The 16,631-nt window shown below is 30.0% G+C and carries 13 protein-coding genes; 5 read left to right on the top strand and 8 right to left on the bottom strand.

The genetic code is table 11. The features are described from left to right. Positions 1–14 precede the first annotated feature (14 nt). Entirely contained in the window at positions 15–1,277 is a 1,263-nt protein-coding gene (locus ACEG17_RS02790) for an aspartate kinase (protein ID WP_372582459.1), read from the bottom strand. 383 nt (positions 1,278–1,660) lie between these two features. Here ACEG17_RS02790 and ACEG17_RS02785 point away from each other — a divergent pair, with 383 nt between their 5' ends. The 3 genes from ACEG17_RS02785 (at position 1,661) to ACEG17_RS02775 (ending at position 5,250) form a co-directional block, all read left to right on the top strand. Further along, positions 1,661–2,896 (top strand): BaiN/RdsA family NAD(P)/FAD-dependent oxidoreductase, encoded by a 1,236-nt coding sequence (locus tag ACEG17_RS02785; protein ID WP_372582458.1) that lies wholly within the window; start codon positions 1,661–1,663, stop codon positions 2,894–2,896. A 193-nt stretch (positions 2,897–3,089) separates the two neighbouring features. Further along, a complete protein-coding gene (locus tag ACEG17_RS02780) occupies positions 3,090–4,739 on the top strand; it encodes an NAD(P)/FAD-dependent oxidoreductase (protein WP_372582457.1) in 1,650 nt (549 codons plus the stop codon). 118 nt (positions 4,740–4,857) lie between these two features. After that, positions 4,858–5,250 (top strand): carbonic anhydrase, encoded by a 393-nt coding sequence (locus tag ACEG17_RS02775; RefSeq protein WP_372582456.1) that lies wholly within the window; start codon positions 4,858–4,860, stop codon positions 5,248–5,250. A gap of 443 nt (positions 5,251–5,693) precedes the next feature. Here the strand turns inward: ACEG17_RS02775 and ACEG17_RS02770 are convergent, their stop codons facing one another. The 5 genes from ACEG17_RS02770 to clpB all read right to left on the bottom strand — a co-directional run bounded on the left by ACEG17_RS02770 (position 5,694) and on the right by clpB (position 13,980). Continuing rightward, the gene (locus ACEG17_RS02770) at positions 5,694–6,392 is read right to left on the bottom strand and encodes a M48 family metallopeptidase (RefSeq protein WP_372582455.1); all 699 of its coding nucleotides are present in this window, start codon (positions 6,390–6,392) and stop codon (positions 5,694–5,696) included. Between the two features lie 41 nt (positions 6,393–6,433). Further along, entirely contained in the window at positions 6,434–8,191 is a 1,758-nt protein-coding gene (locus ACEG17_RS02765; protein ID WP_372582454.1) for an NUDIX domain-containing protein, read from the bottom strand. A 130-nt stretch (positions 8,192–8,321) separates the two neighbouring features. Beyond that, entirely contained in the window at positions 8,322–9,623 is a 1,302-nt protein-coding gene (gene rsmB, locus ACEG17_RS02760; protein ID WP_372582453.1) for a 16S rRNA (cytosine(967)-C(5))-methyltransferase RsmB, read from the bottom strand. Positions 9,624–9,649: 26 nt separating this feature from the next. Then, positions 9,650–11,110 carry a glycoside hydrolase family 32 protein gene (locus tag ACEG17_RS02755; RefSeq protein WP_372582452.1) on the bottom strand — a complete coding sequence of 487 codons (1,461 nt, stop codon included), beginning with the start codon at positions 11,108–11,110 and terminating at the stop codon, positions 9,650–9,652. Between the two features lie 299 nt (positions 11,111–11,409). Beyond that, positions 11,410–13,980 carry an ATP-dependent chaperone ClpB gene (clpB, locus tag ACEG17_RS02750; protein ID WP_372582451.1) on the bottom strand — a complete coding sequence of 857 codons (2,571 nt, stop codon included), beginning with the start codon at positions 13,978–13,980 and terminating at the stop codon, positions 11,410–11,412. A gap of 332 nt (positions 13,981–14,312) precedes the next feature. On the opposite strand from clpB, the gene ACEG17_RS02745 reads away from it, so the two are divergent. Both ACEG17_RS02745 and ACEG17_RS02740 read left to right on the top strand, forming a co-directional pair. Beyond that, positions 14,313–14,570 (top strand): type II toxin-antitoxin system RelB/DinJ family antitoxin, encoded by a 258-nt coding sequence (locus tag ACEG17_RS02745; protein ID WP_314294381.1) that lies wholly within the window; start codon positions 14,313–14,315, stop codon positions 14,568–14,570. After that, the gene (locus ACEG17_RS02740; protein WP_372582450.1) at positions 14,570–14,833 is read left to right on the top strand and encodes a Txe/YoeB family addiction module toxin; all 264 of its coding nucleotides are present in this window, start codon (positions 14,570–14,572) and stop codon (positions 14,831–14,833) included. The genes ACEG17_RS02745 and ACEG17_RS02740 overlap by 1 nt, the downstream gene beginning before the upstream one ends. 29 nt (positions 14,834–14,862) lie before the next feature. Here ACEG17_RS02740 and ACEG17_RS02735 read toward each other — a convergent pair whose 3' ends face one another. Next, a complete protein-coding gene (locus ACEG17_RS02735) occupies positions 14,863–15,618 on the bottom strand; it encodes an MgtC/SapB family protein (protein WP_372582449.1) in 756 nt (251 codons plus the stop codon). Continuing rightward, positions 15,611–16,312 carry a hypothetical protein gene (locus ACEG17_RS02730; RefSeq protein ID WP_372582448.1) on the bottom strand — a complete coding sequence of 234 codons (702 nt, stop codon included), beginning with the start codon at positions 16,310–16,312 and terminating at the stop codon, positions 15,611–15,613. Before ACEG17_RS02730 ends, ACEG17_RS02735 begins: the two co-directional genes overlap by 8 nt. Positions 16,313–16,631 lie beyond the last annotated feature (319 nt).

The following is a 16,631-nucleotide window of genomic DNA, read 5'->3' as shown; positions in this document are numbered from 1 at the left end:
ATTTTGTTTCTAGCTTAGCTATCCATTTCAATGAATCTTTTATGAAGTGCATTTACTGCTTTTTCCACATCATTTTCATGAATAATGCAAGAAACATTGATTTCTGAGCAAGAAATCATATCTATATTTATATTATTTTCAGCAAGTGTATCAAATATTTCAGCAGTAGTTTCATAGTGACTTTTTAATCCGATTCCAACAACAGAGACTTTTGCAATTTTTTCTTCATATGAAACACCTTCAGCCCCAATATTCTCTTTTATCTGTTCCGAAATAGCCACAGCTTCCTTCAAATCATCACTTTTTACAGTAAATGATATATTATTTAATTCTTTGTTTGCACTTGAACTTTGCAAGATTATGTCTGTATTAATTTTTTCCTTAGCAAGTCTAGAAAATACTTTTGCAGCAATTCCTGGCTTATCAGGTACTCCAAATAGTGTTATTTTTCCTTCATTTTTAGAAGAGGTAATACCAGCGATTTTTACTTTTTCCATAGCTTCTCCTTTTATGTTAATATTTTGATTTCCTATTTCATCAAATCCTTCTTCCCTTTGTACAATCGTTCCTTCAGAATCGTCAAATGATGAACGTAAATGTATTTTTATACCATATTTTGCTGCAATTTCAACTGATCTTGGATGCAGGACTTTTGCTCCTGAAGCAGCCAGTTCCAGCATTTCCTGATAGGAAATTGTTTCTAATTTTTTTGCATTTTTTACAATTCTCGGATCTGCTGTATAAACTCCGTCAACATCAGTGTAAATCTCCACTTCATCAGCATTAAGAGCTGCTCCTAGTGCAACAGCGGTTGTATCGGAACCGCCACGTCCAAGTGTAGTAATTTCATTATTTTCAGTAATTCCTTGAAATCCAGCAAATACGACTACATTTCCATCATTTAGTTTTTCCTGTATAATTTGTGTATCAATGTCAATAATTTTAGCTTTTGTATGCACAGATGTCGTTTTAAAATTAACTTGAAAAGCATTTAACGAAACAACCTTTTCTCCCATATCAGCTACAGCAATCGCAAGTGATGCAATCGAAATCTGCTCTCCTGAAGTCAAAAGCATATCAAATTCACGTTTATTTGGCGAATCTGACAACTCATAAGCTCTTTTTATTAGCTCATCAGTCCTACCAGCCGGTGCAGAAACAACAACGATTACATCATGTCCAGCCTTTTTATACTTTACAACTCTTTTAGCCACTTCCTTTACCCTCTCGGCATTTGCAACGGAAGTTCCGCCATATTTCTGTATAATTAAAGCCATATTACCTCCTATTTTTTCATAAAATTTAACTACTCTATAATATACTATTTTTTTTCATAAATTTCAATATTTTCATAAGCAAAGAATAACATATTCTAAATAAAAAAGCAAGGTAAATTCCAATATTTGTAAATATTGGAAGTATAAATTTTAAATATTTACAACAAAAAATTAATTTTGAATTTTTTTAGAATATTGACAAATATACATATATGTGATATAAATAACTGTCTAATAGAGACGCCCCATCTCTACATTTAGACTTCTTTCATACAAAAAAACGAGCACACGGCTCGTTTTTATTTTATAAATTAGCATTTAAACAAAAAATTAATAAAATTTAAAAAATTTATCATAAATATTTAGGAGAATGGAATCATAAGATGAAAAGAGAAATAGCAATAATTGGAGGCGGCGCTTCAGGTTTTCTGACAGCGATTACTGCAAAGAAAAATGGGAAAGATGTCGTCATTCTGGAAAGAAAGGAGAGGGTTCTGAAAAAAGTGCTTACAACTGGAAATGGACGATGTAACTTGACAAATGTAAATGCTTCCAATAGAAATTATTTTGGAATTGAAAAAATTAAGCAGCCTATTGAGAAAATTTTGGAGAGTTTTACTTCACAGGATGCAATGAAATTCTTTGAAGATGAAGTCGGAATTATTTGTAATGAAGAAAATCGTGGAAAAGTTTATCCACTTAGCGGACAAGCTGCATCAATTGTAGATGGACTCAGATTTTATGCACAAAGCCTTGGAATAGAGATAATTACAGACTTTTATGTTACAAAAATTGAAAAGGAAATGTTCGATTTTAAGATAATATCTGAGGATAAAAGGCAGATAATTGCCAAAAAGGTAGTGCTTGCAACTGGAGGAAAGTCATATCCTGAACTTGGATCAAATGGAAGTGGCTATGAACTTGCAAAGAGTTTTGGGCATACTGTCACAGAATTAACACCCGTTATTGTACAGCTAAAGGCAGAAAAAGAAAAAATTAAAGGATTAAAGGGTATTAAGTCGGATGTGGAAGTTACGGCTTTTGGAGAAAACGAAAGTGGAGAGAAAATAAAAATTTGTACTTATGATGGGGAACTACTTTTTACGGACTTTGGAATTTCTGGAAATGTAGTTTTCAATATTTCGTATGTTTTTCCAATTTACAGAAACGTGGAATTTGAAATTGACTTTATGCCAAAATTTACTTATAATGAAATTTTTGAAATTTTGAAAAAACGTCGAACAATATTAAAGGATTTTACAATGGAACAATTTTTTAATGGAGTTGTCAATAAAAAACTGGGACAATTTTTAACAAAATCGGCAGGAATTGAAAAATTATCGAAAAGTATAAATGAACTTACAGACAACGAAATTCGTAAAATCTGTACAACTTTAAAAAAATATAGAATAAAAATTGTTGATACAAATGGCTTTAAAGCAGCTCAAGTCACTGCTGGCGGTATTCCTTTAAGTGAAGTAAATCTAGAAAATTTAGAATCAAAAAAAATTAAAAATCTGTATTTCGCTGGAGAAATACTGGATGTTTATGGTGAATGCGGTGGATTTAACCTGCAATGGGCGTGGACTTCTGGATATTTTTTAGGAAAAAATCTTTAAAAAAAACAGTATAATTTAAAATTTCAATAAATTAAATATCTTAATAATAAATTTTATAAAAATAGTATTTTATTTACTTGATAACAAGAAAATTTAACTCCCTTACTAAAATAGATTTATAGCAAATTTACTATTTAGAACGAAAAATAATGTTAAAAACTTTTAAAAACAACCAAACTAATTAAGGAGAAAAATGATTAGAATAAATAATATAAAAATGCCTGTAAAACACAGTGAAAATGATTTAAAAAAAACAGTTTACAAACTTTACAAAATCAATGAGAATAAAGTAAAATCATTTGAAATCGCAGGACAGGCAATTGATGCTAGAAAAAAAGATAATATCGTATTTGTTTATGCGGTGGATATTTCCTTTAACTTTGATGAAGAAATAGAAAAGAAAAGATTTGAAAATGTGAAAAATGTCCGAAAAATTGAGAAAAAACCTTATTCTACGGAAAAAATTGAGAACTTTACAGAAACTGAGAATGTGAAACGTCCTGTTATTGTTGGAAGCGGACCTGCCGGAATTTTTGCTGGACTTGTGCTTGCTGAAGCTGGATTAAAACCAATTATCATTGAGCAGGGAAAAAATGTAGATGAGCGTGAAAAGGATGTTTATAATTTTTTCAAAACTGGAAAACTTGATAAATATTCGAATGTACAGTTTGGAGAAGGAGGAGCCGGAACATTTTCAGATGGGAAACTAAACACGAATACAAATAATTTTCGGATTCAGAAGGTTTATGACGAATTAATTCTCGCTGGTGCTGATCCAAAAATAAATTATATGTCCAAACCCCACATCGGAACTGATAAATTAATCGAAATAATGCGTAAAATTAGGCATAAAATCGAAAACCTTGGAGGAGAGTACCGTTTTAGTACAAAACTTGTAAAAGTAAACTATGAAAAATCTGATTCTGAAAATAACAAAATAAAAAGCATTTTAGTTGAAAATGTAGAAAATTCTGATAAAAATAAAATTTATGAAATTCCAACAAATATTGTAGTTATCGCAATTGGACATAGCGCAAGAGAAACTTTCTTTATGCTGAATGAAGAAAATGTGGCAATGGAACGGAAAACTTTTTCGGTAGGAGTCAGAATTGAGCATCTTCAAAGTATGATAAATTACTCGCAATATGGAAAATTTGCTGATAAATTACCTGCTGCAGAATATAAATTAAATGTAAAGACAAGCAATGGACGTGGAGCTTATACATTCTGCATGTGTCCTGGAGGTGTCGTTGTACCATCTTCAAGCGAAGAAGGCAGACTTGTTGTAAATGGAATGAGTTATTCACAGAGAGATTTGGAAAATGCAAATTCAGCAATTTTGGTAAATGTATTTCCTGAAGATTTCCCAGGAGAAAGCGTTCTAGCTGGAGTCGAATTTCAAAGAAAATTGGAAGAAAAAGCATTCGAGCTTGGCGGAAAAGATTACAAAGCCCCTATTCAGCTATTTGGCGATTTTGTAAATGATAAAATTTCAACAAAATTAGGAAAAGTAAAGCCAAGCTACCTAGCAGGCTACAAATTTGCAAACTTAAATGAAATTTTTCCACAATTTATAAACGATTCCATAAAAGAAGGAATTACCTTAATGGATAAAAAAATAAAGGGTTTTGCTAATTATGACGCAATTCTGTCAGCTGTCGAAAGCCGTAGTTCATCTCCAGTGAAAATTCCTAGAAATGAGAGATTTTTCTCAAATATTGAAGGTCTTATGCCTTGTGGAGAAGGTGCAGGATATGCTGGCGGGATTATGTCGGCGGCAGTTGATGGGATAAAATGTGCAGAATATGTGATTGAATATTTTCTAGAAAATTTACTAAGTTAAAATTTTTGATTTTTATCAATAAATATGCTATAATCTCAACATCTTTAAGATATTTTTCAAGCGACTTCAAATTTGTAATAATTTAAAATCTATAGTTGTTTGAATGAGGGAGGATATTATGTTTTGTACTTTAGTATGCTGTATGGATGGGAGATTTATTCATATTTTGAATGAATATATCAGAAGTAATTATAGATATACTTTTGTTGATACCATTACTGATGCAGGAGCGGTAAATAAAATTGTTAGTGATGAGGGTTATTTAAAAAAAATAGAAGATAAGGTTGTTTTAATTTCGGTTAATAAACATAAATCTGACCATATCTTTGTGGCAGGGCATAGCGACTGTGCTGGTTGTCCTACTGATGATGAAACACAAAAAGGATATATTCGTAAAGCAGCCGAGAAAATGCATAGTGACTTGCCTCACGAAGCTGTTACTGGACTTTTTGTTTATGAAAATGGAGAAATTGAAATTTTAGTAGATTATGATATAACAGATACTAATTAATTAAGTCAATAAAAAAATAAAGGAACTATCTTTGAATGATAGTTCCTCTTTTAATTTATACTAAACCTCATTTAAACAACGGATAAAATCCTAATATTGCTAAATAATTAAAATATAATTTAATACTGACGGAGCTTTTATTTGTTCAACTACGACTGTTTGACGACTGCAAGGAGGAGTTTCGGAGTTGGACAAATAAAAGTCGTAGTCTAGCCATAGGTGCAGGATTTGCGGCAATGAGCAATCCTGCGAAAAAAAGAAAAAAACGAATAAAAATAGTAAAAAGCTGATATTAAATAAAATAATCCAATATTAAATCTTCTTATAAAATAAAAACTATATTAAGAACCAAAAGTTTTAATTCCTTGCTAAATAGTATGTAATTAAAAATTTGTTAAACATTTGCTATTTAAACGGGAAATAGTATTAAAGAAAAAATATTCTTAATGTTTAGCATTTAGCATTTTTTCAGCAATTTTGTAATTTGGCATATATCTTTCGATATAATTGTAAAAACCTTTCCCGTGATTTGGATATTTTAAATGTGTCAATTCATGTAAAACCACATATTCTATCTCAAAAGGTGTTCTTTTTATAAGCTCTGTATTAAGATTTATATACTTTTTTACATAATTACACGAACCCCATCTAGTCTTCATAGGCTTTATTGCTACTTTCTCCACATGTTCATCCAATATTTTTAGCCATTTTTCCATAAATTGCGGAAATAATTTTTTTGCATTTTCAAAATACCATTTTTCTATAATTTTTTTCTTTTCGTCAATATTTTCCAAAATATTTTCATTAACTGTTAAAATTATACTCGGCTTTTTTTCATTATTTATTAAATTCACTCCATTAAAGTTTCCTAGTTTCACAGTTAAATAGTATTCTTTTCCCAAAAATTTATGAATTTCACCAGTTTTGTACTCAAATCCCTTCTGTTTTTCCTTCACATCTTCAACTTTTTTCAAAACACTTTTTATCCATCCTTCTTTAGAACGGATAAAATTTTCGATATAATCACGATGTAAATTCATTGGCACAGAAATATAAACTTCCATATTGGGCTTTATTCGTAAATTTATATTTTTTACTTTTTTTCTGTGAACTTCATAACCTAAAATTTTCTCTGTTTTCATTTTTTTACTTCATTTTCCTCATACATTTATTTTTCTAAACTCTAACCTGTTTTCGACTTTACAAATACTTTTCTTGCCTTTTCCAGTACATCCTTCTGTAATTTATAAGTAACTAGCTTTAATGCTTCTTCGTAAGTACACCACTGAAAAGCCTCAATTTCAAAAGTATCAATCTTGACATCTTCCTCTTGTGTAATTCCTGCAAAAATCGTAACTTTCTTAATAGTTTTTTCGTTTGGAATATACTTTATTTCACGTTCAAAATTTGGAATAATTTTTATATTTACATTTGTTTCTTCGTGAACTTCACGAATTGCTGTTTCTTCCTTTGTTTCATTGTTTTCGATATGTCCTTTTGGAAATCCCCAGTTACCATTGTGCATTTTCACAAGCAAAATTTTCTCAGTATTTTCATTAAAAACAATCGCTCCACATGAATTTTCATACTCAAATTTGTCATTTAGGTTGTAATGCTTTACAATATATTTTAATAATGCTTCCTTCTCATTTTCAATTTCATCTCCTAAGACAAGTTCATACAGCTTATTTTTTACTTCCCCAATCTCACGATTACTAAATTTGAGATTAATCAAATCAATTCCAGTTATATCCAAATCATTAAACTGTGGTATTTTCCCCTGTTTTTTTATATTTTCAATTTTATCCCAAAAATTTTTCAAAATCTTTTCATTTTCTTTTTTTCTGCTAATTCCTTTAGAATTTAAATCTGCATAAAATAAATTGAAAAGTCTTTTTAGATTTTTTTCTTCCATTTCTATAATCAGCTTTTTCAACGTCTTATCTGAAACGTCCTGATAAATTAACATATGATTTTTTACAATTTTTTTTACTGAATTTGTAAAATCATTAGAAGCTTTAAGATGTCTCAACTCTTCTTCCGCAATTAATGCACTTTCTTTTTCATGTCCATAAAAATGAAAAATACCTTTTGCATCAATAATTTTCACATTTATTTTCCCTAAATCGTGAAAAAGTGCGGCAAATCTCGTTATCAAATCATAATCACAAAGATGGATAACTTTTATAATGTGGTTAAACAAGTCATCAGTATGATTGGGATTATTCTGATTAAAATTATAGGTATAACGAAATTCTGGAATTATTATTTCTAAAACTCGTAATTTTTTCATTTCGATAAAAGCTTTTTTTGAATACTTCCCCATTAAAATTTTACTTAATTCGTCAAAAATTCTCTCTTTAGATATTTTTGACAAAAATTTCCTTTTTTTATAAATAGCTTCTGATGTTTTTTTATCCAAATTAAATCCTAACTTTGAAATAAATCTGAAGGCCCTCAAAATTCTAAGTGCATCCTCTTCTATCCTTAACTTAGGTTTTCCTACAAATCTTATAACTTTCCTTCTAATATCCTGCCTTCCGCCATACAAATCAACTATTCCAGTTTGTTTGCTGTAAGCAAGTGAATTTATTGTAAAATCACGTCTTGCTAAATCTTCTTCGATTGTTTTTACAAATTTTATTTCCTTTGGGTATCTACTGTTGTAAACTCCTGTTTCTTTACGAAATTTTGCTATTTCATAACTTTTTCCATTGACATTTATCATAAGAATCCCAAAATGGGCTCCCATTTCCTTTGGGCTATAATCTGCAAAGATTCTTTTTAATTCTGAATAACCTATATCAGTTGCGAAATCATAATCACCAGGATCCTTATTTAGAATTCTATCTCTAACTGCTCCACCAACAAGAAATCCTGTTCCGTTTTTATTCAGTTGTTCCAATATGAATTTTACATCATCATCCAAATCAAATCGCATTCCAAATATGTCCTTTCAATTATTTTTTCTGTACTTTTATAGAATATTTCGTTTTCAAATTTATTTCTATTTTATAAACTAGCTCTAAAAAATTTAATTTCATTTTTAGTTTACTATACTCAAAAATTTTTTATTTTTTTCTTAATTTTGCAATATAAAACCCATCTAAATATTCATTTTTATATGAAATATAAATTCCCCCAAATTCATCTCTTATATTGTCAATATTTTCAGGAAGCTCTACTTCCATAATTTCTAAATCTTCATATTTTTCGAGAAAATACTGAATATTATTAGTATTCTCATTTTTAGAAAATGTACAAGTGCTGTAAACCATTTCTCCACCATTTTTTAAAGATTTATATGCACTTTCAAATATTTTTTTCTGAAGTTTCTTTAAATTTTTTATATCATTTGTCGTCAAATCATATATTTTTTCAGGCTTTTTCCTAAGAACTCCAAGTCCGCTGCAGGGCATATCTAAAAGTATCTTGTCAAACATTATATCTAAATTCTCAATTTGTGTGGCATCATTCAATTTTACTTCAAAATTGCTGTAATCATATTTACCTTTAAGTTCATTCAATAATTTCACTTTATGCTCATGAATATCAGTAGAAATCAACTTTTTAGGATTAAACAGCTGTAAAATCGCAAGAGATTTTCCACCAGGAGCAGAGCAAGCATCAAGCACAGTTTCTCCATCTTTCACGCCTAAATTTCTCACTGCCAGATAAGATGATGCATCCTGAATCACAACATCTCCATTTTTATAAATTTCTGTATCAAAAATATTTGCATTTAATAAATAATAAACTTCTCCAACAGAAAATAAGACATCTGTCTTAATATTCTTCAGCAATTCCTCAAATTTTTCTCTCGTAATTTTATTTTTATCAAATCTAACTGACAAATAACTTCTTTTTTTATAAGATTTAAGCATTTCTAAATAATCATCAGGATAATCAATTTTCATCTTATTCACAAACCATTGCGGATAGGACAAAACAATACTTTCCCTGTTATCTTTCGGAATTTCCTCATCAAATTTTTCTTTATTCTTCAAAATTGTCTGCAAAGTCGCATTCACAAATCCAGCTTGATGTGGATTCAAAATTTTTGCAATCTCTCCAGCCTCAAAAATAACTCCCGCATTATCCGATTCCATAAAAAATAATTGAGCAACCGAAATTCTCAAAAGCTGCTTTATTTTTCGTTTTTTAACATTCCTAACACTTTTCCCAATCAGATAATCAATATAAATCAAATTTTTTATCACAATATTTACTACATTTGTAATAAACATTTTTTCTTTTTTTGTATAATTTTTTTTAGAAAAATAGTAATTTAACTGGATATTACTGTATTTTCCATTCTGAATTTCATCTAGTAAATTTACTATATCTAATTTTATATTCTTTTTCTTTATCAATTTCTTCCTCTCTTACTTAAAAAACTTTATTTCCATTCCCATTTTTCTATTTCCACATTTACATCTTTATCAGCAAAAACGATTATTCCATTCGCCTCTTTTTCAGGGAATATTCTTGATGAAAATACTTCCTGTCCGCCGTTAATAAACACTTCCACAGAAGAATTATCCACAAACACAGTAAGTTCCAATTCCGAAATATCTCCAAGATAAACTTTTCTTAATCTTTTATCAGCTTGTTCACCTTTTGTTCTGTCTAGTACAAATTTTTTATCATTATAGTCAAATTTTAAAACTGTTTCACTATTTTTACCAGTTCGTAATTTTAATCCAAAATCAGAATTAAAATCAGTAAATTTAGCTTTTAATTCATAAGTTGCTCCTGTTCCAACTTTCACTTCTCCAGTCACTTTTCCACTAAACTCAATTTTTTCTCCACGGATACTTTCCATTTCCTTTATAGGCACTTGATAAAGTTTTCCATCTATTACTTTAAGTTCTCTTGGTAAAGTTAGGCAGTGAAGCCATTCACTTTTTACAGTTGGAAAATCTTCTTCTTCTGGAATTCCCATCCAGCCTACGATAAGTCTTCTCCCTTTATCATCTTCCATTGACTGTGGTGCATAAAAGTCATTTCCTCTGTCAATTTCGACAAAATCTGATGAAATTTCAAATTCAGTTTTTTTATAATCTAATTTCCCAAATAAATATCCTGTCTGATATTTGTTGTTGTATAAATCTCCTTCCGGCTCCAATCCTTGTGGTGAAAATACTAATAAATCTTTAACTTCTCCTGTTTTTTCATCTTTTAACTGAAAGTAATCAGGACATTCCCACATAAATCCAAAATCTTTAAGTTTTCCGTGATTTGCTCCTGCAATTTCCCCTTCAAACTTCCAGTCTTTTATATTTTCTGAACTGTATAAAACTGCTTTTCCTTCCAAATCTTCACTTTGAATACCAATTACTGCATAAAATTTCCCATCTTTTTTCCAAATTTTTGGATCTCTTATATGTCGAGTGTACCCGTTAGGCTGATTTACAATACTTGGCTCCCATCTCTCGAAATTTTCTCCATCGCTTGAAACTGCTAAACATTGGTAAGATTCCCTATTCCCATCACAATCTTTCACATTTCCTGTATAAAACAAATAAAGTTTATCGTCATCTACAATCGCACTTCCAGAATAAGCTCCATCCTTAGAATACCAGGTATCAGGACGTAAAGCCGTTTTCAACCTTTTCCAATGTAATAAGTCATCACTTACACTATGAGCCCATGTCTTATTTTTATGATTGGTTCCTAATGGATTCCATTGATAAAACATATGATATTTCCCTTTAAACTGCGAAAATCCGTTTGGATCGTTAATTAACCCCACAATTCCTTGAATATGATATTTTTGTCGCCAAAAATCCTTTTTAACAATTTCTCTTTTTTCTAAAATTGCTCTTTCCTCATTTTCTTTGACTTTTGTAAAATCCATATTTTAAGCCACCTTTCGAATTATTAAATCTAAATTAAGTATTTTATTATTTATCTTTCGTTATTTTTGTTTTTCATTACATTTTACCATATTTTATTGCTTTTTCCAAATTTTTGGAATATCTTCACTTTGATTTTGCTCTAATTAATACTCTTTACCATTTATAGTAAAACTAGTTTTAAAAAAGCTTATAATAAATTCATTGTTTAAATAAATTTTAGTATTAAACAAAAAGAAACACCATTTCTGGTGCTTCCTTCTAAAAAATTATTTTTTGATTCCGCTATACAAACATCAATCTATTTCTTTACATTATAAATCAATTTTTCCCCATCACTATCTAGTACAACCGTGCTATTTTCAGGAACTTCATTACTCAAAATCATTTTTGATAAGTTAGTTTCTATATCTTTTTGAACAAAACGTTTTAGAGGTCTTGCTCCATAAGCTGGGTCATAAGCCTCGTTTACAATATAATCTAGAGCTTTGTCTGTAAATTCAATTTTTATATATTGTTCCTTTAATTTATCGTTTATTTCATCAAGAATAAGTGAGATAATATTTTTTACACTTTCTTTTCCTAATGCTTTAAATACGATAATATCATCAATTCTGTTCAAGAATTCTGGCTTGAATCTATGTTTCATTTCATTTAACACTGCTTCTTTTGTAGACTCTGAAACTTGCGGATCTTCCAATATGATTTCACTTCCGATATTTGAAGTCATAATGATAATAGTGTTCTTAAAGTCTACAACTTTTCCTTTTCCATCTGTAAGCCTTCCATCATCAAGTAGTTGCAACAGAATATTAAATACATCAGGATGAGCTTTTTCAATTTCGTCAAACAGGATTACTGAATAAGGTTTTCTTCTTACAGCTTCTGTTAACTGACCACCTTCTTCATATCCTACATACCCTGGAGGCGCTCCGATTAATCTTGTGGTGCTGAATTTATCCATATATTCACTCATATCAATTCTAATAATATTGCTTTCGTCGTCAAACAGGTTAAATGCAAGAGTTTTTGTCAAATAAGTCTTACCTACCCCTGTTGGTCCTAGGAAGATGAATGAACCAATTGGACGGTTTGGATCTTTTAATCCAGCACGTGAACGAATTATTGTGTCACTTATTGATGTAATTGCTTCATCTTGTCCAATTACTCTTTTCATCATTTGTTCTGCAAGATGTAAGATTTTTTCACGCTCTCCCTGTAACAATTTTGAAACTGGTATTCCAGTCCATTTTCCAACAATTTCTGCTATTTCTTCACTGTCAATTTCCTGTTTTAATAATTTATTCGCACTTGGATTTTGATTTTTGGCTTTTTCTTCTTCATCTGCCCTTTGTTTTTCTAGTTCTGGCAATTTACCATATTGCAGTTCAGCCAGTTTGTTATAGTCATTTTTTCTTTGTGCATCAGCAATTTGAAGTTTAATTTTCTCAATTTCTGTATTAATATTTTGAATTTTTTCAACTTCCTGCTTTTCACTTTCCCATTGTGCCTTAAATGCAGCTTTTTTCTCATTAAGTTCTGCCAATTCTTTTTCTAATGTAACAAGTCTATCTTTAGAAGCCTGATCTTTTTCCTTCTCAAGTGCCACTTTTTCAATTTCAAGCTGCATAACACGTCTTGTCACTTCATCTAATTCTGTTGGCATTGAATTAATTTCAGTCTTAACTTTTGCAGCAGCCTCATCAATCAAGTCAATCGCCTTATCTGGCAAAAATCTGTCGTTTATATATCTGTCACTCATTGTAGCCGCTGTAACTATCGCATTATCCGTAATTCTAATTCCATGGAAAATCTCAAATTTTTCTTTCAATCCACGTAAGATTGAAATTGTATCTTCCACAGTCGGTTCATCTACCATTACAGGCTGAAATCTACGCTCAAGTGCCGCATCCTTTTCAATATACTTTCTGTACTCATCAATTGTAGTAGCTCCAATAACCTTTATTTCCCCACGTGCAAGCATTGGCTTCAAAAGGTTTCCAGCGTCCATAGATCCCTCTGTTTTCCCTGCTCCCACAATATTATGTACTTCATCAATGAAAAGAATTATTCTTCCTTCACTTTTTTCAATTTCTTCTAGTACCGCTTTTAATCTTTCCTCAAATTCCCCTCGATATTTCGCTCCTGCAACCAAGGCACCCATATCAAGTGAGAAAATTGTCTTGTCCTTCAAATTTTCAGGCACATCGCCCTTTAGTATTCTTTGTGCAATCCCTTCTGCAATGGCTGTTTTCCCAACTCCAGGCTCACCAATCAGAATCGGATTATTTTTATTTCTTCTTGATAAAATCTGTATAGCCCGTCGAATTTCATTATCTCTTCCGATAATTGGATCAAGTTTACCTTTTCGAGCCAGTTCAACCAGATCTTTTCCAAATTTATCTAATGCTTCATATGTACTTTCTGGATTATCTGTCATAATTTTTCTACCTCCTCTTACATTTTCAAGTACAGTTTCAAACTGTTTCTTATTTATTCCATAATCTTTCAAAAAACTGTTATTATCGTAACTTGCCAAAAACAAATGTTCTGTACTAATATAGCTGTCTCCCATTTTCTTTGCAATATCTCTTGCTCCAACGAGAACTCTATTTAATTCACTATTCGCTCTTGGCTCACTATTTCCTCCTTCAATCTTAGAAAAACTTTCCAGTTTGCTCTCAATCTTCCTAATCATATCAGTCGTATCAATTCCAATTTTCTTAAGCACGCTAGGAATCAATCCATCCATCTGCCCCACAAGTGCAAGCAGTAAATGTTCCACCTTTATATCAGAATGTCTATATCTAATCGCAAAGTTATTAGCCTCTGAAATAGCCTCAATACTTTTTTGCGTAAAGTTCTGTTCCATACACATCACCTTCTTCTTTTTAATTTAAATTATTTTTATTTATTAGCACTCTTCTGTTATGATTGCTAACAAATATACTATATCACTATTTAATATTTTTGTCAACCCTTTTTTAAAAATTTTTTTACATTTTTTCAAAAAATTTATAATATACTCAATAAAGACTGTAATTATGGTATTTAGAAAATATAAAATATTTTTTAAAATTTATAATAATATAAAAATCAGAACCAAATTTCTAATTATCTAAACTTTTTGTATAGCAAATTATATAAATTCACTTTACAATTACTTCAGAATATAGTATATTATATTTGAAAGGAGATGATTTTATGGCACAAATTAATTTACGAATTGATGATACCATCAAGAAAAATGCTGAACAGGCATGTTCTGATATGGGACTTTCTTTATCAGCGGCTATAACAATCTATTTAAAAAAATTAGGTTCTGAAAGACGGATACCATTTGAAATAACCGCAGATCCATTTTATAGCAAACAAAATATGGAACGTCTAAATCAATCAATCCAAAATGTAAAAGAGGGAAAAACTACATTAAAAGAACACGAATTAATTGAGGTGGAATAGTGAAAAAAGTATGGTCTGATGAAGCATGGGAAGAGTATCTCTATTGGCAAATCCAGGACAAAAAAATTATAAGAAAAATAAATAATCTAATTAAAGATATAGACAGGAATGGATATCATTGTACAGGAAAACCTGAACAATTATCCGGAAATCTTGCTGGATATTGGAGTGTCAGAATTGATAAAGCAAACCGAATTGTTTTTAAAATTGTAAATAATACATTAGAAATATGGCAATGTGGTTCACATTATCGAGATAAATAAAAAATTTAGGAGCATCAAAAGCTCCTTTTTTAATTATAGTTCTCTTTCACAATTTCCACAGTCTTAATAGCTGAAAGTGATACAATTATATCAGAAATATCAATTTTTTCATCCATATTTACAGTAAAAATTGCTGTATTCTCAGCTTGATTTTTATCTATTTGTGTTATTTTTATCAACTTCTGATTAAATACTTCATATGTTGCCAAAAGCCCTTTGGCATAATTTTTATCTTCCAAGAATTTTACTTCAAATTTTAAAAGTTTTGTTTTTTTTACAATTTTAGGTTCAAATTTTTTAAATATTACTATTATTACAAGCATAAACACTATTGCTGGAATTGCTAAATTATAAAATCCCCATCCTATTCCAAGTCCTGCACAGCCTGTTGCCCATATTCCAGCGGCAGTCGTCATTCCTCCAACAGTTTCCCCCTTTTCTTTCATTATGCTTCCTGCACCTAGAAATCCTATCCCACTTACAACTTGAGCACCTAGTCTTCCCAAATCTGTTTTTATAACCCCAGTTAATTTTAAATTTACGCTAGCAAGTTCCAAAATATTAAGTCTCAACTGATCCTGTACCATAGAAATAACCGCCGCTCCAAAACATACCAATATATGCGTTCTAAATCCTGCAGGCTTATTGTCTTTTTCACGTGTATATCCAACAATTCCTCCAAATACAACTGCCAGCAGCAATCTGAGAGAAACAACTTCTACAGTTAATTTATTTACAAAGCTATTTTTAAAAAGTTCATTCGTTATTTCTATAAAATTAATCATTATGCATCGTCCCCTTTTTATTTTTTATTAAAAATAATATTTGCAATATTAAACAAAGAATTAAACTCAATATCCAAAAAATTCTTCTCTTTTTTATTCTTTTTTCAATATTCTTTGCGTTCTTTATATCTTTCTCATCCTTTAATTTGCTTTGTGGCAGTTCATAAGTATATTTATGCCAATTTGACAATTCTCTATCCGTCCCAAACTTATCTACAAAAAATTTAGGATTTTTTAAACTTAATTTTTTTAAATTAAATTTTCTCATTATTTCTTCTTTTGTTAAATGATATTTAGTATCATTTGAAGTTACATAAAAATATCCTGAATGTTTATTTACGTATTCTTCCACTACCAATTCATCTCCATTTGGTGGATTACTAGCATAAGCTGGACTTTCTTTTACAAGTTCATCAAAAGAGTAAACATATCCTATCCACACATCTCCTTTTTTCATCAATCCTTTCACATACGCTCTTCCTACATCATCCTGCTCTTCCCCGCCAAAATTAATATTGAATAATAAGTCATTTCTATCTTTAACAATCGAATCAATTGTATTAAATATCAGTCTTCTATAAATTTTTTTATTGTGCAAAGACAAACTCATATTTTCAGTTATTGGAAATCTATAAAAATGCCAAATCGTAATCCACAATAAAATTATATTTACTCCTATGAATACTTTTTTCATAATATCCCTCCTAAAAAATATGCAACAATTTCTATTTAAAATAAAAATAGAAGATTATTATGTTATTTAACAACACAATGATTCTTACATATTTTGACTTCAATTTTAAATGAATTATTTATATTTTTATCCTTATAAATATTATACCTTTTTTATGAAAAAAAGAACAGTAAAACCTAAGTTCTACTGTCCTCTCTGTTTATTCTACATTTTATCTTCGCTCTAGTAAATAGCTCTGAATCCTATTCCTGCTCTCACGTTCTTACCTTTAGTGTCATATCCTCCATTTACTGTCACTCCGAATCTTGTGTTGTCCACT

The sequence above is a fragment of the Leptotrichia hongkongensis genome (assembly GCF_041538065.1).
Taxonomy (GTDB): domain Bacteria; phylum Fusobacteriota; class Fusobacteriia; order Fusobacteriales; family Leptotrichiaceae; genus Leptotrichia; species Leptotrichia hongkongensis.
This window is presented reverse-complemented; position numbering and strand designations above follow the sequence as displayed.

What these genes read in the sequence shown, in the direction of transcription:
- ACEG17_RS02735 (WP_372582449.1), bottom strand. Translation starts at nt 15,618, where the DNA reads ATGATTAATTTTATAGAAATAACGAATGAACTTTTTAAAAATAGCTTT.
- ACEG17_RS02770 (WP_372582455.1), bottom strand. Translation starts at nt 6,392, where the DNA reads ATGAAAACAGAGAAAATTTTAGGTTATGAAGTTCACAGAAAAAAAGTA.
- ACEG17_RS02745 (WP_314294381.1), top strand. Translation starts at nt 14,313, where the DNA reads ATGGCACAAATTAATTTACGAATTGATGATACCATCAAGAAAAATGCT.
- ACEG17_RS02775 (WP_372582456.1), top strand. Translation starts at nt 4,858, where the DNA reads ATGTTTTGTACTTTAGTATGCTGTATGGATGGGAGATTTATTCATATT.
- ACEG17_RS02780 (WP_372582457.1), top strand. Translation starts at nt 3,090, where the DNA reads ATGATTAGAATAAATAATATAAAAATGCCTGTAAAACACAGTGAAAAT.
- ACEG17_RS02790 (WP_372582459.1), bottom strand. Translation starts at nt 1,277, where the DNA reads ATGGCTTTAATTATACAGAAATATGGCGGAACTTCCGTTGCAAATGCC.
- ACEG17_RS02755 (WP_372582452.1), bottom strand. Translation starts at nt 11,110, where the DNA reads ATGGATTTTACAAAAGTCAAAGAAAATGAGGAAAGAGCAATTTTAGAA.
- ACEG17_RS02785 (WP_372582458.1), top strand. Translation starts at nt 1,661, where the DNA reads ATGAAAAGAGAAATAGCAATAATTGGAGGCGGCGCTTCAGGTTTTCTG.
- ACEG17_RS02730 (WP_372582448.1), bottom strand. Translation starts at nt 16,312, where the DNA reads ATGAAAAAAGTATTCATAGGAGTAAATATAATTTTATTGTGGATTACG.
- ACEG17_RS02765 (WP_372582454.1), bottom strand. Translation starts at nt 8,191, where the DNA reads ATGCGATTTGATTTGGATGATGATGTAAAATTCATATTGGAACAACTG.
- clpB (WP_372582451.1), bottom strand. Translation starts at nt 13,980, where the DNA reads ATGGAACAGAACTTTACGCAAAAAAGTATTGAGGCTATTTCAGAGGCT.